Origin of the sequence: Aeromicrobium chenweiae, from assembly GCF_003065605.1 — a bacterium.
Taxonomy (GTDB): Bacteria; Actinomycetota; Actinomycetes; order Propionibacteriales; family Nocardioidaceae; genus Aeromicrobium; species Aeromicrobium chenweiae.
This window is the reverse complement of sequence record NZ_CP026952.1, coordinates 2,244,187-2,263,347: the sequence shown is the minus strand read 5'-3', so window position 1 is coordinate 2,263,347 and position 19,161 is coordinate 2,244,187. Positions and strand designations below refer to the sequence as shown.

Annotated in this window: 17 protein-coding genes; 13 read left to right on the top strand and 4 right to left on the bottom strand. The window is 70.8% G+C overall.

Going from position 1 to position 19,161, the window contains the following annotated elements; translation table 11 throughout:
- Positions 1 to 9: 9 nt before the first annotated feature.
- Complete coding sequence (locus C3E78_RS10950) at positions 10 to 879, bottom strand: helix-turn-helix transcriptional regulator (protein WP_108578320.1); 870 nt, start codon at positions 877 to 879, stop codon at positions 10 to 12.
- Positions 880 to 980: 101 nt separating this feature from the next.
- On the opposite strand from C3E78_RS10950, the gene C3E78_RS10945 reads away from it, so the two are divergent.
- The 4 genes from C3E78_RS10945 to C3E78_RS10930 all read left to right on the top strand — a co-directional run bounded on the left by C3E78_RS10945 (position 981) and on the right by C3E78_RS10930 (position 6,674).
- On the top strand, positions 981 to 1,679 hold the full coding sequence (locus tag C3E78_RS10945; RefSeq protein ID WP_108578319.1) for an SDR family NAD(P)-dependent oxidoreductase: 699 nt from the start codon (positions 981 to 983) through the stop codon (positions 1,677 to 1,679).
- A gap of 216 nt (positions 1,680 to 1,895) precedes the next feature.
- A complete protein-coding gene (locus tag C3E78_RS10940) occupies positions 1,896 to 5,168 on the top strand; it encodes a DEAD/DEAH box helicase (protein WP_159085875.1) in 3,273 nt (1,090 codons plus the stop codon).
- Between the two features lie 28 nt (positions 5,169 to 5,196).
- Positions 5,197 to 5,757 carry a hypothetical protein gene (locus tag C3E78_RS10935; protein ID WP_108578317.1) on the top strand — a complete coding sequence of 187 codons (561 nt, stop codon included), beginning with the start codon at positions 5,197 to 5,199 and terminating at the stop codon, positions 5,755 to 5,757.
- Positions 5,754 to 6,674: an NADP-dependent oxidoreductase gene (locus C3E78_RS10930; protein ID WP_108578316.1), complete on the top strand. Its 921-nt coding sequence runs from the start codon at positions 5,754 to 5,756 to the stop codon at positions 6,672 to 6,674. Before C3E78_RS10935 ends, C3E78_RS10930 begins: the two co-directional genes overlap by 4 nt.
- Here C3E78_RS10930 and C3E78_RS10925 read toward each other — a convergent pair.
- Entirely contained in the window at positions 6,664 to 7,245 is a 582-nt protein-coding gene (locus C3E78_RS10925; protein ID WP_108578315.1) for a hypothetical protein, read from the bottom strand. The two genes, C3E78_RS10930 and C3E78_RS10925, sit on opposite strands and share 11 nt — an antisense overlap.
- A 12-nt stretch (positions 7,246 to 7,257) precedes the next feature.
- Positions 7,258 to 7,989 carry a hypothetical protein gene (locus C3E78_RS10920; protein WP_135804788.1) on the bottom strand — a complete coding sequence of 244 codons (732 nt, stop codon included), beginning with the start codon at positions 7,987 to 7,989 and terminating at the stop codon, positions 7,258 to 7,260.
- A gap of 85 nt (positions 7,990 to 8,074) precedes the next feature.
- Here C3E78_RS10920 and C3E78_RS10915 point away from each other — a divergent pair, with 85 nt between their 5' ends.
- From C3E78_RS10915 to C3E78_RS10900, 4 genes are all read left to right on the top strand, one after another.
- On the top strand, positions 8,075 to 9,073 hold the full coding sequence (locus C3E78_RS10915; RefSeq protein ID WP_159085874.1) for an FhaA domain-containing protein: 999 nt from the start codon (positions 8,075 to 8,077) through the stop codon (positions 9,071 to 9,073).
- An 80-nt stretch (positions 9,074 to 9,153) separates the two neighbouring features.
- Entirely contained in the window at positions 9,154 to 10,725 is a 1,572-nt protein-coding gene (locus C3E78_RS10910; RefSeq protein ID WP_159085873.1) for a serine/threonine-protein kinase, read from the top strand.
- A 198-nt stretch (positions 10,726 to 10,923) separates the two neighbouring features.
- A complete protein-coding gene (locus C3E78_RS10905; RefSeq protein WP_108578311.1) occupies positions 10,924 to 12,534 on the top strand; it encodes a DUF222 domain-containing protein in 1,611 nt (536 codons plus the stop codon).
- Positions 12,535 to 12,544: 10 nt separating this feature from the next.
- Positions 12,545 to 13,060 carry a hypothetical protein gene (locus tag C3E78_RS10900; RefSeq protein WP_108578310.1) on the top strand — a complete coding sequence of 172 codons (516 nt, stop codon included), beginning with the start codon at positions 12,545 to 12,547 and terminating at the stop codon, positions 13,058 to 13,060.
- Here the strand turns inward: C3E78_RS10900 and C3E78_RS10895 are convergent, their stop codons facing one another.
- The gene (locus tag C3E78_RS10895) at positions 13,061 to 14,527 is read right to left on the bottom strand and encodes an ADP-ribosylglycohydrolase family protein (RefSeq protein WP_108578309.1); all 1,467 of its coding nucleotides are present in this window, start codon (positions 14,525 to 14,527) and stop codon (positions 13,061 to 13,063) included.
- Between the two features lie 98 nt (positions 14,528 to 14,625).
- Here C3E78_RS10895 and C3E78_RS18465 point away from each other — a divergent pair, with 98 nt between their 5' ends.
- From C3E78_RS18465 to C3E78_RS10870, 5 genes are all read left to right on the top strand, one after another.
- Positions 14,626 to 15,393: an A1S_2505 family phage non-structural protein gene (locus C3E78_RS18465; protein WP_199906802.1), complete on the top strand. Its 768-nt coding sequence runs from the start codon at positions 14,626 to 14,628 to the stop codon at positions 15,391 to 15,393.
- 4 nt (positions 15,394 to 15,397) lie between these two features.
- Positions 15,398 to 16,081 (top strand): NUDIX hydrolase, encoded by a 684-nt coding sequence (locus C3E78_RS10885; protein ID WP_235833600.1) that lies wholly within the window; start codon positions 15,398 to 15,400, stop codon positions 16,079 to 16,081.
- 83 nt (positions 16,082 to 16,164) lie between these two features.
- Positions 16,165 to 16,962, top strand: a complete 798-nt coding sequence (locus C3E78_RS10880; RefSeq protein ID WP_108578308.1) for a nuclease-related domain-containing protein — start codon at positions 16,165 to 16,167, stop codon at positions 16,960 to 16,962.
- Between the two features lie 129 nt (positions 16,963 to 17,091).
- Positions 17,092 to 17,781, top strand: coding sequence for a hypothetical protein (locus C3E78_RS10875; protein ID WP_108578307.1), 690 nt, complete (start codon positions 17,092 to 17,094; stop codon positions 17,779 to 17,781).
- 117 nt (positions 17,782 to 17,898) lie between these two features.
- Positions 17,899 to 19,158, top strand: a complete 1,260-nt coding sequence (locus tag C3E78_RS10870) for a histidine-type phosphatase (RefSeq protein WP_108578306.1) — start codon at positions 17,899 to 17,901, stop codon at positions 19,156 to 19,158.
- Positions 19,159 to 19,161 lie beyond the last annotated feature (3 nt).

Genomic DNA, 19,161 nt, shown 5'->3' with positions numbered 1-19,161 from the left:
CCGGACCGGTCAGCGGTCGGCGGCGGCGCGCTCCCGCACCCCTGACAGGATCGCGAGCTTCATGCGCGTCTCGTCCTCGGTGCCGGGTGCGGTGGACAAGATGACGATCTTGAGCTCGGCCTCGCCGTCCGTGAGCACGTCGCACTCGACGGTGATCGGGCCGACGCCGGGGTGCTCGACGATTTTCTGGCCCTCGCGGTGGGCGCCGACCTCGCCGCGGGTCCACAACGCTGCGAAGCGTTCATTGCCCTCCGACAGCATCCGGATCAGGTCGTTGAGCCGCCGGCTCCCGGGGAACCGGCCCGACGCCCGGCGCAGGTCCGAGACCACTGCGGCATCGACCGTGTCCTCGGCGAACGCGACGACCGGCCACTGGGCCAGCGCCCGGCCGACGTCGCCGACCGGGAAGGTGTCGAGCGCGAAGTTGCGCAGGTCGCGAGGGACCGTGGACGGGTCGCCGACCAGAGCGGCCCACGCGGTGTTCCACGAGATCAGCCGCCAGTCCGCTGCGAACACGGCAATGGCGGAGTCGCCCTGGCGGCTCAGCACTCGCTGCACGCCACGGGGGACGTGGTCGGAGATCTCCAGGTCGCTCGGCGGCGCGAGGCCGGCGAGCCGGTACAGGTGGTCACGCTCTGCCGACGTCAGCTGCAGCGCACGAGCCAGGGCGCTGACCACCTGCGCGGAAGGAGCGGTGGCTCGGCCCTGCTCCAGCCGCACCACGTAGTCGACGGAGAGGCCGGCGAGCTCGGCCAGCTCTTCGCGTCGGAGCCCCTGCGTCCGGCGTCCACGGCGAAGTGGCAGCCCCGCCGCGGCGGGAGCGAGACGGTCCCGCCAGGAGCGAAGCGTGGCGCCGAAGGTGGTCAGCTCGTCGGTCATGCCCCCAGTCTTGCGCGGCGAGCCGCTGCGGGGGAGGTACCACCGGTCCTACCGTCGACACGTCCCTGTTGCAGGCGCACCGGGCAGCTGACGATGGGTCCATGACCATCACCTTCATCACCGGAGCCAACAAGGGCCTCGGCCACGAGACCGCCCGCCGCCTCATCGAGCAGGGACACACCGTCCTCGTCGGAGCACGCAACGAAGAAGTCGGACGTGCCGCGGCCGACGCCGTCGGCGCCCGGTTCGTCCAGATCGACGTCACCGACGAGGAGTCCGTGACACGCGCGGCAGCCGACGTCGCCGAGCACGAGGGCGTCCTCGACGTGCTCATCAACAACGCCGGCATCACCGAGCCCATGGGAGATCCGAGCGGCCTGACCGGCGACGTCGCCCTGGCCGTCCTCGACGTCAACGTCGCGGGAGCCGTCCGGACGACCCGGGCGTTCCTGCCGCTGCTGCAGAAGTCGGCAGATCCCGTCATCGTCAACGTCAGCAGCGGGATGGGATCCCTTGAGACCACGCACGACCCGTCCCGACCCGAGTCCCAAGCAATCGTGCCGGCCTACACCGCGTCCAAGGCGGCGCTGACCATGCTGACGACCCAGTACGCCAAGGCGTTCCCGGACATCCGGATCAACGCCGCCGATCCCGGCTACACCGCCACCGACCTCAACGGCCACAGCGGTCCGCAGAGCATCACCGAGGGCACCGACTCGATCGTCCGGCTCGCGACGGAGGGCCCGGGGCACGCCTCGGGCCGCTTCGTCGAGCGTGAGGGGGAGACCACGTGGGGGTGACAGGCGACACCGGCGGTTCGTCTCCGTCCACAGGCGGCACCTGCCGCGGCCCGCGTCCACAGCCTCTCGCGGAGCCGTGGTGCGGCCGGCGCCAGCGCTCGATGCTGGAGGCAGATGGAGGGGAGGACCATGGACGTGCCGACCTGGCTGGGGTGGGAGGACAGCCGTCGTCTGTTGCAGGAGCTGGTGTCGGGGCCCCCGACTAATCTCGACAGGGTGACGACGATTGCCTCCCTCACCGAGACGGAGCTTCGTCGCGCCTTCGACCCCGGGGCGATCAGCCGGGGCAAGCCGTACGCCCACGCGGGCCGGGTCACCGTCCGCGAGGTCGAGGACGACGGTCGCGTCGCACGCGGCGAGGTCCGGGGCAGCGGCACGGAGGCGTACTCGACGACCGTGAGGGTCAGCGAGGCCCCCGCGGGCATCCGCATCTCCGCGAGCTGCTCGTGCCCGGTGATGATCGACTGCAAGCACGCGGTCGCCCTGATCCTGGCCGTGCGCAGCTCGATCGAGCCGGCCGAGACCGTCGAGGACGAGCCCGACGTCGTCCCGCAAGCGGCGCCGCGCCCGCCGCAGATCATCCAGCCGTCGTGGAAGACGACCCTGGGGCCGCTGGCGGCCCGCGGGTCCGGCACCCGCCGCGTCACCGAGTGGGCGCTGCAGATCGACCTGACCGGCGGCGGCACGTACGGCCTGCGGATGCTGTCGGCCCGGCCCATGCGCCGGGGCGCCCGTGGCGGGTGGGTCAAGTCGGGAGCGAGCTGGGGCGAGGTCCAGCAGGCAGCACTGGCCGGCATCGACTCCGGTCAGGCCGCGGCGCTCGGTGAGCTGCGCGCGGCGGTGCAGGAGACGTCCTATGCCTACGGCTACGGCAGCTCCTCGAACGACGTCGACCTCGCCGACCTGACCCCGCACGCGTGGGCGGCGCTCGACAAGGTCGTCGCGTCGGGGGTGACCCTCATCGGGCCCGCGAAGTCGTCCGTCGAGATCCTCCCCGAGCCGGTCACCGCGGGCCTGGAGATCGTGCAGGACCACTCCGGCGACCTCCACGTGCGGGCAACCCTCGACGACGAGTCGCTCTCGGACGACTGGGACGAGGGCCGCGCGAGCCTGATCGGCCAGCCGGCGCACGGCATCGCGTCCTGGGACGCCCAGCACCCCACGCGGCTGCGGCTCGCGCGGTTCGACCACACGATCGCGGACACCCTGCGCATGCTGCTGGCCAGCCGTCGGTCGGTGAACATCCCGCCGCAGGACGCCGAGGAGTTCCTGCGCGACTACTACCCGCGCATCGCCCGCGCGGTCGATCTCGTGAGTGTCGACCCACGCATCCCGGTGCCCGAGATCGCGCCGCCGCGCCTGTCCGTCACGGTCACCCACGACGGCCTCTCGGCCGAGCTGCGGTGGGGCTTCGCGTACGCGATCGACGACTCGACCGCGCGGGTTCCGCTCGGGGCGGGCACCGAGCCGTTCCGCGACACCCGGGTCGAGCGCGAGCTGGTCGCCCAGCTGGCTCCGCCCGACGTCGGCCTCGCGCTGACCGAGGTGGATGCCGCCGGACGTACGAAGGTGGTCCCGCGGGTCACGGTCGGCGGCTACCAGGCCGCGGTGCTGAGCCAGCAGCTGCTGCCCGCGCTCGAGGACCTCGGCGTCGACGTCCACGTCATCGGCACGCCACCGGAGTACCGGCTCAGCGAGTCCGATCCGGTCGTCCACGTCACCCTCGACGACGGGCCCGACCGGCGCAGCGACTGGTACGACCTGGCCGTCACGGTGACGATCGACGGGGAGAGGGTGCCGTTCGAGCAGCTGTTCGCGGCGCTCACGGCGGGGGAGACCCACCTGGTGCTGCCCAGCGGCACCTACCTGCTGATCGACCGTCCCGAGCTGTTGCGGCTGCGCGAGCTCATCGACGAGGCACGCCAGCTGACCGACCGGCGCAGCGAGCAGCTGCGGGTCAACCGCTACCACGCCGGCCTGTGGGACGAGCTGGTCAACCTCGGCACGGTCGACCGCCAGTCCGCGTCGTGGCAGAAGGCCGTCGGCTCGTTGCAGCAGATCGGCGACCTGGGCCGTCCGGAGGTGCCCGAAGGCATCGACGCCCAGCTGCGCCCCTACCAGCAGGACGGCTTCGCCTGGCTGTGCTTCCTCGCCGATCACGGTCTCGGCGGCATCCTGGCCGACGACATGGGCCTGGGCAAGACGCTCCAGACGCTCGCGCTGATGGTCCGCGAGGTCGAGCGCGGCTCCGGCCCCTATCTCGTCGTCGCGCCGACCAGCGTGGTTGCCAACTGGGAGCGGGAGGCGCACCGGTTCGCCCCCGGGCTGAAGGTCGCGGCCATCACCCACTCCCGGGCACGCCGCGGCACCGAGCTGGCCGAGGCGGTCGAGGGCGCCGACCTGGTCGTGACCTCGTACGCCCTGTTCCGCATCGAGAACGACGCCTACACGGCCCGGTCGTGGGCCGGGCTGGTGCTGGACGAGGCGCAGTTCGTCAAGAACCACCAGGGCAAGACCTACCAGTGCGCCCGCCGCCTCGACGCGCCGTTCAAGCTGGCCATCACCGGCACGCCGCTCGAGAATTCCCTGATGGATCTTTGGTCGATGCTCTCGATCGTCGCGCCGGGGCTCTTCCCTGACCCGAAGCGGTTCGTCGAGCACTACCAGAAGCCGATCGAGGGCGGCGATCCTCAGCGCCTCGCCCTGCTGCAGCGACGCATCCGCCCGCTCATGCGCCGGCGCACCAAGGAGGAGGTCGCGTCCGACCTGCCGACCAAGACCGAGCAGGTCCTGGAGGTCGCCCTCAGTCCTCGGCACGCCCGGATCTACCAGACGCACCTGCAGCGTGAGCGGCAGAAGGTCCTGGGCCTGCTCGCCGAGGACGCCGACGGCAACCGGTTCGAAGTGCTGCGGTCACTGACCAAGCTGCGCCAGCTGAGCCTCGACCCGGCACTGGTCGACGAGGAGCACGACGACGTGGGATCGGCCAAGATCGACGTCCTCGTGGAGCACCTGCAGGAGGTGACCGCCGAGGGCCACGGTGCGCTCGTGTTCAGCCAGTTCACGAGCTTCCTGTCCCGTGTCCGCGCCCGGCTCGACGCCGCCGGCATCACCTACTCGTACCTCGACGGCAGCACCCGCGACCGGCAGGCGGCGGTCGATGCGTTCCGGGCGGGGGAGACGTCGGTCTTCCTCATCAGCCTCAAGGCCGGTGGCTTCGGCCTCAACCTGGTCGAGGCGGACTACGTGTACGTCCTCGACCCGTGGTGGAACCCGGCCTCCGAGGCCCAGGCGGTCGACCGCGCCCACCGCATCGGGCAGGTGCGTCCGGTGATGGTCTACCGCCTGGTGTCGGCCGACACGATCGAGGAGAAGGTGATGGAGCTCAAGGCGCGCAAGGCTGCGCTCTTCGACGCCGTGATGGACGACGGCGCCGCGCTGTCCGGGGCGCTCAGCAGCGACGACATCCGCGGCCTGCTCGGTGCGTGAGGCTGCGAGTCGTGGGTACGTGCCCGCCATGCGCATCTTCAAGCACCCCATCAAGAAGCTGACCCTCCTGACCGCCTTCGGAGGCGGATACGTCCTCGGGGCCAAGGCCGGCCGCGAGCGCTACGAGCAGATCCGCGAGGCGGCGCAGCAGGTCAAGGCCGATCCCCGCGTCCAGCAGGCGACCGCCCAGGCCGAGGACCTCGTCCGTGAGGCGGCCACCAAGGTGACCGAGGACCCCCGCGTCAAGAGCGCCGTCGCGCGCGGTGAGGACGTCCTCCGCGACGCCGGACTGAAGGGATCGTCCGGCTCCGACGACGACTCGTCGTCCTCGGGCGAGGACGCCCCCGCGCCCAAGCACAGCTCGTCCGGCTCGAGCGATGCTCCCAAGCCCGGCCCCGTCCCCACCCCGCCCCCGAGCCCCACCGCGACCGACGACTCCGTCAACCCGCTGCTGGCCGATGAGCACGTCGCGCTGGAGGACGAGGTCGTCTACACGTCGGGCCCCGACATCGAGGAGTCGATCGACGAGTTCGTCGACGTCGACGTGGCCGACCAGCCGCTCAGCGACGAGCGCAGGGACAACGCGTGAAGGCAGCGACCTTCGGCGCGTACGGCGAGGAGCTGACGCTCACCGAGGTCGACGACCCCAAGGTCGGCCCCGACTGGGTCCTGGTCGACGTGAAGGCGTCCTCGGTGAACCCGGTCGACTGGAAGATCGCCGCCGGCGGGCTCGACGGCGCCCTCGACACGTTCTTCCCGGTCACGCCGGGCTGGGACGTGTCCGGCGTCGTCGAGGCCGTCGGGCCCGCTGTCACGACCCTGGCTCCCGGCGACGAGGTCTTTGGGTACGTCCGCAAGGACGCCGTGCACGGCGGCACGTACGCCGAGAAGGTCGCGTGTCCGTTCCGCACGGTGACCGAGAAGCCCGCGAACGCGAGCTTCGCCGAGGCGGCGGCGATCCCGTTGGCCGGACTCACCGCGTTCCAGTGCCTCGTCCACGTCCTTGACGTCGGGGCCGACGACATCGTGCTCATCCACGGCGCTTCCGGCGGGGTGGGCTCGTTCGCGGTGCAGATCGCCACGTCGCTCGGTGCGCGCGTGATCGGCACGGCATCGGAGGCCAACCACGACTACCTGCGCGATCTCGGCGCGGAGCCGCTCCTCTACGGCGAGGGGCTCGTCGACCGGGTGCGCGAGCTCGTGCCCGACGGCGTCACCGCCGTGGTCGACCTCCACGGTGGAGACCTCGACGTCAGCCCGGACCTCCTGGCCGAGTCGTCACCCGGCCGGATCGCCTCGATCATCGACCCCGGTGTCAAGGAGATGGGTGGCCACTACGTGTTCGTCAACCCGGACGTCGACGACCTCGACGAGCTCGCCACCTTGTTCGACGACGGCTCGCTGAAGGTCAACATCGCGGCGACGTTCGAGCTGAAGGATGCCCAGAAGGCCTGGGACCTCAGCCAGGAGGGTCACACCCGCGGCAAGATCGTCATCACGGTGTAGCGGCGGCGGCCGCGTCGTCATTGATCTCGTGCCAGACGTCGCGGGCGTCGTCGTACGCGTCGATCGGCAGGCCGAGCGCCCGGCGCACGCGCCAGCGGCCCTCCAGGACGACCTCCGGCATGAGGTCGATGTCGCCGGGCTGGATGTCGCGCAGCGGGATGGTGAACCAGCGCAGGGCCTGGCGCAGGCGGCCCGACTCCTCGAGCGCCTCGGCGATCCACTCGTAGTCACCGACGACGAGCTGGTCGGCGCGGCTCCTGGCCAGCAGGAGGGCGAGCAGCTCGTCGACACGGGCCTCGTCCTCCTGCCGCAGGGCGATGTCCAGCAGGCCGGCGAGCGGGCTCAGGATCGTGCGCCCGCCGTCGTCGGCCACCTCCTCGTACGTGGACCGCGCCTCGTCGAGCCGGTCGTCCGCGGCCAGCTCGTCGGCGATGCGACTCAGCGTCTCGGCGCGTCCCTCCTGGCCGGGGGAAAAGGTGGCCAGCATGCGGCGGTACTCGGACAGGCGCTGCTCCCGCTGCGGCTCGTCGTCGATGTCGTCGAGAGCGTCACACAGCTCGTCCCAGTTCATGGCTCGATTCTCTCAGCCGCCCGCGCGCAGCCGCGCACGGACGTCGTCGAGCAGTCGAGCCGGGAACTCCGACGTCCGGCGGCACCGCTCGACGAGGTAGACGATCTTGTTGAGGCGCGGACCGGGCATGTCGAGGCCGCGGGACTCGATGGCCGGTCGCAGCGCGTTGCGGTCGAACCAGCCGTCGCTCGGCACCTCGATGCCGCGCCACCGGGCGAACGCCTGCTTGAGGTCGCCGTGGGCGACGACGCCGTGGTCGGGGGACAGGGCCACCGCGATCGCGCCGACGAGCCAGGCGTCGGAGTGCTGCAGCGAGTCGAGGTTCAGCTGCATCGTGCCGGAGTCCGGGGCGGGGGCCGCCGGGGCGTCGAAGGTGACGACGACGCTGAACGTGAGCTCGGGGAACCTCAGCTGCACCCGCGAGCCGCTGTCGGTCAGGGAGATCTTCTGCCCGGGGGCGGGAGTGGTGGAGCCGCCGAGCGGGGTGGCGAGCTCGACGATCGCGCCGTTGTCGCGCTGGCCGCGGTGGACGACCGGCTGGTTGGCCGTCGCGGTGATGACCAGGGCAGGATCGCTGACGTAAGGCAACCGGACGAAGACGTACGTCGACCCGTCGATCGTCTCGGCGACCAGTGGCTGCTGCTCCGGCAGGTTCATCCGCCGGGCGAGGACGAATGCGGCGCCGACCTCGAGCGAGGCCTCGCCGGCGTACTGCTCGCCGGCCGACCAGGCGATGTGCAGCACCGGGGCTCCTCCGTTGACTCTGACCGTGTGGAACGTGTTCCGCGCCAGCTCGACTCGGGCGGCTGACGACCCTGACGATGATGCCATGGGCACTCTCTCCGCATTGACCGTCAACCTGTTGATCGTCGTCATCTTCGTCGCCGTCGTGTACGTCGCGTTGCGGGTCGCGCAGAGCATCTTCGGGACGAGCTCGAAGAAGGCCGCCGCCACCGAGGTCGCCGCCAAGCTCGTGTCGTACCCGACCGGGTCGTCCGCGGTGCTGCGCCGCCGATTCGTCCGCGCCCTGACCGCGCAGCACGTCGTCATGCCGAGCGGTGAGCGGCTGGCGTTCGGCGACCTGACCGTGCGCGTGGCCCCCGAGGACCTTGAGCGCCTTGACCCCGACGGTGACCTCGATCGTCTCGGCGAGGACGGCGCCCGGCTGTACGCCGCCCATGCCGAGCGCTCCGGATGGGCCGTGCCCCGCCAGGTGCACGTCACCGTCGAGGTCGACCCCGGCCTGCGCTCGGGCTGGATCCCGCCGGCGCGCGGCAGCGGTCGGGCCGAGCCCGCCCAGCGCGAGCCGAAGCCGGCCGTCGGCTGGGACGCCGTCCCGGCCGCGACCCCTGTCGCCCACCAGCCCGTCGCCCACCAGCCAGTCGCCCAGGAGCCCGCGCTCCGTCCGGCCAAGGTCCAGCCGGCCTTCGACCCGGACGCGACGGTGAACTACCCGGCGCTGGTCCGTGACCTCGACGACGCGGCACCGACCATGAACGTCTCCAGCGGGCTGCGGCTGCAGCGCGACGGTCGGACGTACACGATCCAGCGCGCCGGCGCCGTCCTGGGCCGGCTGCCCGAGAGCCCCATCACCTTCGCCGAGCCCGAGGTGTCCTACCGCCACCTCGCCATCCGCCTGCAGGGCGTCCAGTGGCAGGTCAAGGATCTCGGCAGCACGAACGGCACGACGATCGACGGCCGGCGCATCGACGGGGACGACTGGACGACGCTCGAGGAGGGCTCAGTGATCGGTCTGGCGGGCGTGCGCGTCACCGCGTCCATCGACTCCGCGGGCACCGTGCACCTGCAGGGCGTGTCGCGGCGCTAGGCACGACGGGGAACAATGGAGATGCACGACGTACCGCCATGATGAGGTTTTCGCCCGTCCCGAGCAGGAGGATCAGCCGCATGCCAGATCCTCTCGCCACGTCAGAAGTGCCGATCCCGGTCCCCGCGTCACCGTCGGCCCCTCGCGCTCGGAGCGCCACGGGCACCGTCCCGGTCGAGCAGCGGTTCGAGCTCCTGGGACGCATCGGCGCCGGCAACCACGGCGTCGTCTTCCGGGCCCGCGACCGGCAGCTGCAACGCGAGGTCGCGATCAAGCGCTTCTCCCACTTCGTCGCGGACGACCCGCGCGCGATGACCCGCATCCGTCGTGAGGTCGCGACCTTGGCGCGCGTCTCTCACCCGCACGTGGTGACCGTGCACGACCTGGTCCACATGGCCGACGGCGACGGCGAGATCACGCCGCACCTCGTGATGGAGCTCGTCGAGGGCACGTCCCTGCGCGACCTCCTCGCGGCGCAGGGCCCGAGCCTGCGTTCGGTCACCGTCGTCCGCGGCGTGCTCGAGGGGCTCGCGGCCTGCCACCACGCCGGCATCCTGCACCTGGACATCAAGCCCGCGAACGTCCTCGTGACGCCGGACGGCGCGATCAAGATCGTCGACTTCGGCATCGCGCGGGCCGCCTCCGACGCGACGGCGACCGTCGCGGGCACTCCGCACTACATGGCGCCCGAGCAGTTCGACGGACGGTCGGACGAGCGCAGCGACATCTACTCCGTGGGCTGCCTGCTGTACGAGTGCCTGACGGGCAAGCAGCCGTTCGAGGGCACGATGGCCGGCCAGCTGATGGCCCACCGCAACCACCCGCGGCCCGATCCGCGCTCGTTGGCGCCGGAGGTGTCGCGCTCGTTGGCCGGCGTCGTCCAGCGCGCGATGGCGATCGACCCCGACCATCGCTACCAGTCCGTCGAGCAGATGCTGACCGCGCTCGGCGCGGCGGACCTGTCGCCGCAGCCGCTGTCGGTCGTCCCCGAGACCGGACCCGCAACCGGGCTCGTGGGCGCTCCCGCGAGCGTCCCCTCGCCGGAGTCGGCGAGGGGGTCGGGCCGGCTCGTCACCCGGTGGAGCAAGCTCGAGTCGTACGCGGTCGGTCTCGTCCTGAGCGCGTTCATCGTCGCCCTGGTGCCCGGCCTGGTCTGGACGACCACGGCGTTCGTGTCGCAGGAGCACAAGCCGTCGGCCTGGCGCGACGTCTCCGGCACCCCGTGGTGGATGCTCGCGGTCGCCGTTGCAGCGGTGTACCTCCTGCTGCGTCGCCGCACGTTCTTCGCCTCGCTGGGTGGTCCGCCCGTCGGGCAGCCGCGGTCGGAGAGCCTCGTGGACGCTCCCATGCGCGCCGGGCTCCGGCAGGCGGCCGGCGCCGCCCTGCGCGGATCGATCCCGATGCTGTTCCCCTGGTACGTCCTCGCGGTCGCCACCCTTGTCGACGGCGCAGGCGGCGCCTGGCCGCAGGATGTCTTCAGCAACGGGTGGGGGCTGGGCTGGGTGCTGATGCCCGCCGCCGCTGCCGCCCTGGCGCTGCGCGGGATCTCGCGGCTGCGACCGCGGTTCGGCGCGCTGTTCATGGCGGCGGTGTACCTCGCCGGCGCCGTGCTGGCGATCGTCCTCTTCGTGGCGTACCCGCAGGCCGTCTGAGCGCTCGATCAGGGTCCTGGAGCGCTGCTCACAAGGCATGTCGCCGGTCGGGTCTAGGCTGGGAGTGGCGAGACACGATCGGACGGGGACTGCCGAATTAAACTGCCATTGCAGCAAATAAGGTGCTCGCAGGTCTTGTGGTGGCGGAGCGTGCCGAGGTAGAATCGAACATACGTTCTAGTCCTCGCCGAGGTGCTCATGTTCATCGATCAGCTGTCCAGTCTCAGCGACGATGCTGCTGCCCTCGAGCCGTGGGCGCTGACCGACCCCGAGCTGCGCGAGGTGGCGGTGGCCGCCCAACGCGCACGGACGAGCCTGGACGCCCTGGCCTCACGTCTGGTCGGAGCGGCGGAGGCGCGGGGGCTGCCCAAGGAGGACGGCGCAGCCTCGAGCTCGGCCTGGTTGGCCGAGCTGACGGGTGTCGCCAAGGCGGAGGCCGCCCGGCTCGTGGGGCTGGCACGGGTGACGTCCAGCAACACCGAGGCCACGCGCGCCGCCTGGGCTGCGGGATCGATACCGACCGACAAGGCCGGTGTCATCATGCGTGCGATCGATGCCCTGCCGGACTGGTGTGGTGACGAGGAGCGCGGCGACGCCGAGGCACACCTGATCGCGCTGGCCGGCCAGTACAACCTGGACGACCTCAAGCGCCTGGCGAACCGGGTCATCGAGGTGATCGACCCCGACGGCGCGGACGAGGTGCTCGGCAAGCAGCTCGAGGAGCAGGAGAAGCGGGCGTGGAATGCGACTCGTCTGATGATGCGCGGTCGCGGCGACGGCACAACCCGCGGGAGCTTCGTGATTCCCGATCACTTCGCCGACACCCTCCGTGCCGCGGTCGAGGGGATCGCGGCACCACGCAGGAACGCCGAGAACGCCGCACGGCACGGCATGACCGTCGACGACCTGGTGGCGTTGCCCCATGCACAGCGACTCGGCCTGGCGTTCCTCGAGCTGATCGAGCACATGCGCGAGGACGCGCTGCCCCAGGCCGGGGGCCTGGCCGCGACCGTCACGATCAACGTCGATCTCGACAAGCTCCGCTCGGGGCTCGGCACGGCCACGACGTCGTCAGGGACCGAGGTCTCGGTCGCCACCGCCCAGCGCCTGGCCTGCAACGCCCACCTGGTGACGCTGTACCTCGACTCGGACTCCCGGGTCGTCGATCTCGGCATGTCGAAGCGGCTCTACGACCGCTACCAGCGGCTGGCCCTGGCGGCCCGGGACGGCGGCTGTGACTGGGCCGGGTGCGACCGACCGCCCGCCTGGTGCGAGGCGCACCACCTCACGTTCTGGTCGGAGGACGGCCCGACCGATCTCGCCAATGCCGCGCTGTTCTGCCACTTCCATCACCATCTGCTGCACGAGGGGAGTGGACCGCCCAGATGGCGCCCGACGGCGTGGTCGAGGTGGTCCCGCCGACGAGAGTCGACCCCGACCAGGTGCCGAGGCGGCACGCGAGGTTCATTCGGCAACGACCTCGCGCAGCGTAGGGCTGTCGCCGCAGCAGGACCCGCCCGAGCGCGGTGGTCAGCGGCTGAGCGCTGCCTCCTCGCGCGTACGACCGGTGGTGCGGTCGACGATGATCGCGCCGACGAACGCCCCGAGTGTGCCGAGCAGCTCGTCGCTCAGGGTGTCCTCGTACGCTCCGTCGAGCTCGGTGCCCCGGCGGATGAACGTGTGAGGGCGTGGGGTCGAGATGCCATGGCGACACACTGGCACACGGTCGTCCTCCACAGCCGGAACCGGGCTGCCGATGGGTCCACAGCCTTCCGTCGCGGGGTCGGACAGGCGACTCGCGAGGCCTAGCGTCGGGGACATGAACCATCCGTCACAGAGGGACCGCCGCGAGCAGGCGCTCCCGGCGCTCGACCGCTTCTTCGAGCAACAGTCACGGGGTGCGTCCCTGGCGACCCAGATGCGCAACGACCGAGTGCGCGACCGGCTGATGGAGTTCCTCGCCGAGGCAGACATGAGCAGATGCCTCGATCTGCGGGAGAACGCCCAGCTGGCCGCGACCCGGGCGCGAGGGGACGGCTTCTTCGGCGTCTTCGGGCTCGAGGAGCTCCTGGTCTGCCTGGTCCGGTTCGTCGACGACGACTGGCTGCTCGAGCCGGTCACCGACGCCCGGGCGCAGGTCATGCTGGCCGGACGGCTCGCCGCCTGGCTCCAGCGGTCCGGGCTCCTCGACCGCGACCTCCTGGGGTGTGCGGCGTACGAGACGGAGGCGGCGGTCGAGGCCGCCCGCGTCGCGCTGGGGTCGTCGCGCAAGGAGCCACCGGCGGCCGATCGCCCCGCACTGAGACTCATCCGCGGCGGGCGGGCCGATCCGTGATCAGTCGCGCTCCGCCTCGCGGACCCGGGCCGCGTGTTCCCACAGCCTGCCGTGCCCCCGCAGCCCCGGCAGCACGCGGCGGACATCGGCCTGGGCCTGGTCCGGCGGCACTCCGAGCAGCCGGGCGTACGCGACACCCACCGAAGGCGTCCGCTGGTGGGCGGCGACGCAGTGCACGAACACGGTCTTGCCCTCGTCGCGGAGCTCCTTGATGACGGCAGCCGCGTCGGCGAGCACGAAGTCGAGGTGCGGGTTGTCCTCCGGCACGTCGGAGTCGATGAGCCGCACCTCGACCCGGTCGGCCACTCCGGGGAAGTCGGCGGTGCCGACCCGGCAGAGCGACACCACGGCGTCGTGGTCGCGGGCGGGGGAGCGGTACGTGCCGAGCATGACGCCGTCGTCGTGCGGGTGGACGGCGAGGTGCTCCGGCGCGTGGAGGTAGCTCGACGACGTCATGGAGGGGCCCAGGGGCCAGTCCTGGTCGCCGGACGTCCCCCGGTCCGCGGTCCGCAGCGCGAGCGTGACGAGGCCGCGGGCACGGTGACCGCCGTAGCCGTGCACCCGCCGTGACCAGTGCGCGGGGATCGCCGACCAGCCCCAGTGGCCGCCGAGCAGGCCTCCGGCGATCGCGGCGACCGTGTCGGTGTCGTCGCCGGTGCGCACCGCGTTCATCAGGGCGAGGGAGAAGTGCTGTGCCGGGAACGTCCCCGCCTCGGCGTCCAGCTCGGGCGTGCGGGTCCAGGTGATGGCCGCCCACGCGGCCTGCAGTGCGTACACCGTGAAGCCGTTGCTCGGGTACGTCCGCGGGTCGACGTCGGTCGCCTCCCGGATCCAGGCGCGCCACCGGTCGCGGCTGCCGGCGTCGAGGAGGTCGAGACCGCCGAGCAGGTCGAGCTCCCCGGTGGTCACGGCCACCCGGATGGCCTCGGTCCACAGGACGCACGACTCGAGGCCCAGAGGATCGGCATGGGTGAGGGAGGCCACGGCGCGGGCGGCGGCCGCGGTGGCGTCCCGGTCGTCCAGGCGGGTGAGGGCCACCGCGGACGTCCGCATGAGGGCACCGTTGCCGACGCGCCCGGGATGGGCAGCTGCGTGCTCCGCGGACGCGGCGCGCATCGCCCGGCCGCGCGGGCCGTCCCGACGAGTCGTGGCGGCGAAGATCGCCCGGGTCTGGTTGCCGACGTCCTTGGCGGTCGCCCCCCACTCGAGGAACCGCTCGGCGATGTTGTCCAGTGCCTCGTCGGACGTCAGGTCGGCGCCCGTCGCCGCCACCTCGGCGATGCACACCGCCATGGCGGTGTCGTCGCTGTACTCGCCGGGGTCGAAGCCGAACGGGCCGCCACCGATCATCTCCGGCACCGTAGACTCCGGAAGCGCCGGCCCGAACTCGTACGGGACGCCGAGTGCGTCACCGCATGCCTGTCCGAGCAGCACCCCCGCTGCCCGGTTGTCCGAATGGGTCATCATGGCGATCGCCTCGTTTCCTCTGCCGACCACGTTAATACTCACTTGCACCATTAGTGGCGGACCCGTCTGACACATTGGTGGAGAAGGAGATGGTGCACATGAGCGACAACGATCTGAGAGATGTGGCCGAAGCCGCCCTCAAGGAGGCCTGCGGTGCCGACCACCTCGCCGTGGACGACGACGGGGACTGGCCGGTCGACGTGCAGGGCACGCAGATCTACGTGGGCGTGGTGGACGACCCGGGACCGCACGTCCACGTCTTCGCCCGGATCGCGACCGGCGTGTCGACCGAGGCCTGGGCCGAGATCAACCACCTGAACAGCGCCATGATCTGGGCGAAGGTCATCCTGGGCGACGAGGGCGCGGTCTTCCTCAGTGCGCGCCTGCATCCCGACGGTGTGACGGCAGACGTGCTTGACACGACGCTGGAGGCGATGGCCGAGTACGCCCGCGACTGCGGTCCGCTCCTCGAAGCCGTGTACGGCGTCCCCTCCGGCGAGGAGAGCAGCCCGCGGACCACCCCCGACGCCGTGACCTCGCTGGAGCCCGGCGACGTGTTCGTCTTCGGCAGCGGCGCCACGGGCGGCCACACCGGCGGTGCCGCGCGACTCGCGGTCGAGCGCTTCGGCGCGGAGCGGGGCGTCAGCGAGGGGCTGCGTGGCAACAGCTACGCGATCCCGACGATGCAGGGTCTCGACGTGCTCGGTGCTGCGGCGACGCGTTTCGTCCAATTCGCGGCCGAGCACCCCGAGCGGGTGTTCTGGCTGACCCGGGTCGGCTGCGGGCACGCGGGCTTCAGCGACGCCGACGTCGCGCCACTGTTCGCCGATGCGCCGGAGAACGTCGTGAGGCCGAAGGGCTGGTGAGCCGGTGACGACGGAAACTCCACCCCAGCGCCCGTCGGCGTACGTCGCGGTCGACGTGGTCGTGCTGACGATCCGCGACCGCCAGCTCAAGGTCATGGCGATCCGGCGTGCGGCCGAGCCGAACCGCGGCGGTCTCGCGCTGCCCGGCGGCTTCGTCCACGTCGACGAGGACCTGGAGACCGCCGCCCGGCGGGAGCTGCGCGAGGAGACCGGGCTCGAGGTCGACTACCTCGAGCAGGTCGGGACCTACGGCGCGCCCGACCGCGACCCCCGTGCCCGGACGTTCGCGGTCCTGTACCTCGCCGTGCTGCCCAACCTGCCGGACGGCTCGACGGGCACCGACGCCGACGCGATCTGGCTGCCGGTCGACGAGCTGCTCGCGGCCGACCTGCCGTTCGACCACCACGAGATGCTCACCGACGCCATCGAGCGGGCCCGCTCCAAGCTGGAGTACTCACCGATCGCGGCGTCGTTCTGCCGCCCGGTCTTCACGATCGGCGACCTGCGGCGCGTCTACGAGATCGTCTGGGGCAAGCAGCTCAACCCCGCGAACTTCCAGCGCAAGGTCCAGTCGGTCGAGGGATTCGTGCGCGAGACCGGCGACGTCGTCTCCGAGGGACGAGGTCGACCGGCCAAGACCTACACCCTCGGTGACGTCACGACGCTGCACCCGCCGCTGCGGCGCTGAATCGCGACCGACCGTCTGGTTTCTGCCCCGCGGTGCTCCGAGATGCTCCAGAATCTGCCGAAGGCAGTGGGAGGGAGACCGCGATGACGCATGGTGACGTCAGGCTGATGGAGCTTCGCCGCGACGGCGAGTGTCTGTGCGGAACCTTTCTGCCGCGAGGCACCCGCGCGGGGTGGGACCCGTCGCGGCGCATGGTTCTGTGTTCCCCATGTCTCAAGACGGAGGACGCCCTTGAGACGGTCGACATCGGCGTCCCCGGAGCCTCTCTGCAACGCGAGCACGAGCGCCGCGCGACGGCACGTGCCGCGCGAATACGTGCGGCGCACCCGTGGGTTGGCGGTTTTCTGCTGCTCATCACTCCAACCCCGAGGACGACTGAGGCCTTCGCGATTGGCGCCGCAGGAGAGCGGGAAGCGGCCGAGAAGCTGCGAAGGGCGACTGGCGAGGACGTCTTGTTCTTGTTCAATCGACGCCGGGGCACGGGACGCGAGCAAGGGGACATCGACATGCTGGCGATCGCGCCGTCGGGTGTTCACGTCATCGACCCCAAGAAGTACAACGGACGGAAGGTCCGTGCCGCCCGTTCTGAGGACGTGTTCCTGATCGACGGGCGCAGGCGCCCGTCGCTGTCGGCCAGTATGCAGAGGCAGGTTGCAGCGGTGTCGGCAGCGGTCAGGGACGGTCCGCGCCCGGAGACGCCTGTCAGCGCGGCCTACTGCTTCCTCGGGGCCGACCTGCCGGTGTCGTCTCTCGTTGTGGGGGGCGTCCCGGCGCTCACCCTGCGTAACGTGGCCAAAAGACTGAACCGGCCAGGCCCCCTCGGTGCGACGGACAGAGAGATGCTGCACGCCGATCTGGCACGCAGGTTCCCCACCGCTTGATGCCTGCCGCGCTAGCAGTTTTCGCGATTTCTCCTTCGTCGAAGGCGAGCATCGTCTCTACTTGAGGTGTGGGCCGTTCGCCGGCCGCTGACCTGTCCTCCAGAAGCAGGCAGACACGTGAGGAGAAGCATGAAGCTCGGTCCGCGCCGTCGCGCACTGTCCACGTTTGTTCCGGTGATCGCCCTGATGATGGGCGTGCTGTCGGTCGGAGCAGCCAGTCCCGCGGCGGCGTACGGTTCGTGCTCGATCTCGTTGCCGTCCAAGGTCCGCGTCGACGCGCCGTTCGAGCGGATCAAGGCCAGTCTGAAGAGCGACTGTCGGGAGTCCAACACTCAGTACGCGTCGTGGGACGTGGTGCACCCGCGCACCGGGTTCGCGTCGATCTTCATCTTCGACGGTGCCACCACAGACAACTGGGACTTCTACTCGTGGGAGAACGTGGGCACGTTCACGGTCGAGCCGAGCTCCGCGTGGGACTACGACTACAACGACGTGGGCCAGAACACCCGGACGATCGCGGTGCGGTTCAACTCGCGTCTGGGACTCAAAACGTCGCGGTCCGGCAAGAAGGTCACGATCAAGGCGACGGCGACGCGTTACTCGACGTCTGACACCTATCGGCCGTGGAAGGGAGTGAAGGTCGGCATCTACGCAAAGAGCAAGGCGTCCGGCAAGTGGAAGAAAATCAAGACCCGGAAGACGAATTCGAAGGGCGTCGCCACCTACAAGTTCAAGCGCTCGTCGAAGCGTTACTACCAAGTGCGGACCTCTGACATCTCCTCGACGTGGGGTCGGACCTCGTCCACGACTCGCCGTTGAGCTCGCGCTGTTCCTGGCAACACCGCTGCACCCGCCGCTGCGGCGCTGAGGGACGGCGCTGAGGAAACTCGGCCTTCAGCACTCCGCGACAGCGTGACTGCGGCCTACAGTGGAACGATGCGATTCCGGCGGCTCCTGGTCCCGCTCACCGTCCTGGCGGTGGGCCTCCCGCTCGCGTCCGCGACTGCGGACGTCAGCAATGCGCGGTACTACTCGAACCAGACGACGTACGGGAACCCCGCGAGCACGAAGATCGTCGCGCCGCCGGCCGGGTACGACATGTTCTTCCTCGAGACGGTCGGACGGCACGGGTCCCGGGCGATGACGAACAGCAAGGCCGAGAAGCGGGCGCTGGCCGTGTGGTCGAAGGCGTCCCGCAAGGGCAAGCTGACGACCCGGGGCAAGCGGTTCGACAACGACCTGCGGGCGTTCCAGAAGGCCGAGCGCAAGCTCGGGTACGGACGGCTGAGCTCGATCGGCAAGGACGAGTGGCGCGGCATCGGTCGGCGGACGGCGTCGCTGTACGGAGACTTCTTCGCCGGGGTCCAAGGCGCGGGCGACACGGTCGCGATGACCACCTCGCCCGTCTACCGCACCAAGCAGAGCGCGCACTACATGCAGGTCAGCCTCGACAAGGCGTTCCCGAAGCTCCGCCACGCCAAGCGGGTCACCGACAAGCAGCTGCTCATCGAGGACGGCGCCTCGAAGAAGGGCCGCGCCGCGATCGCCCGCGTCGAGCGCCGCTCCAGCGTGCGCAAGGCCGCGAAGCAGGTGCTCCTGCGGCTCTACCGCCCGTCGTACGTCTCGACGATCAAGGACCCGGTCGACGCCGCGCTCGACGTCTACCTGCTGTACTGCATCGGCGCCGGCATGAGCCACGACACCAACGTGACGTTCCGCGACTACGTCCCGCTGGCGGCGGCCAAGAAGCTCGCAGAGGTCAAGGACGCGCAGAACTTCTACCGGTACGGACCGGGGGTGGCAGGCGAGCGCAGCTCGTTCAAGCAGGCCGACCCGGTGCTGGACGACTTCTTCTCCCGGCTCGACCGGCGCATCGACGGCGGCAGGACCGCGGCGGTGTTCCGCCACTCCCACGGCGAGGTCACGATGCCATTCGCGGCGCTGACGAAGCTGCCGCGCAGCCAGCAGCAGGCCCGGTCCACGTTCACGTACGGCTCCAACCAGTGGCGGGGGTACGTCGCGGGGCGCATGGCCGGCAACGTCGAGTGGGCGGCGTACCGCAACGCGTCGGGGTCGGTGCTGGTGACGGTCCGCTACAACGAGCAGCCGGTGAAGCTCGGCGGCTCGTGCCAGGCGTCGGAGGCCGGCAACGGCTACTTCTACCGGGTGTCCCAGCTGAAGAAGTGCCTGCGCTGAGTA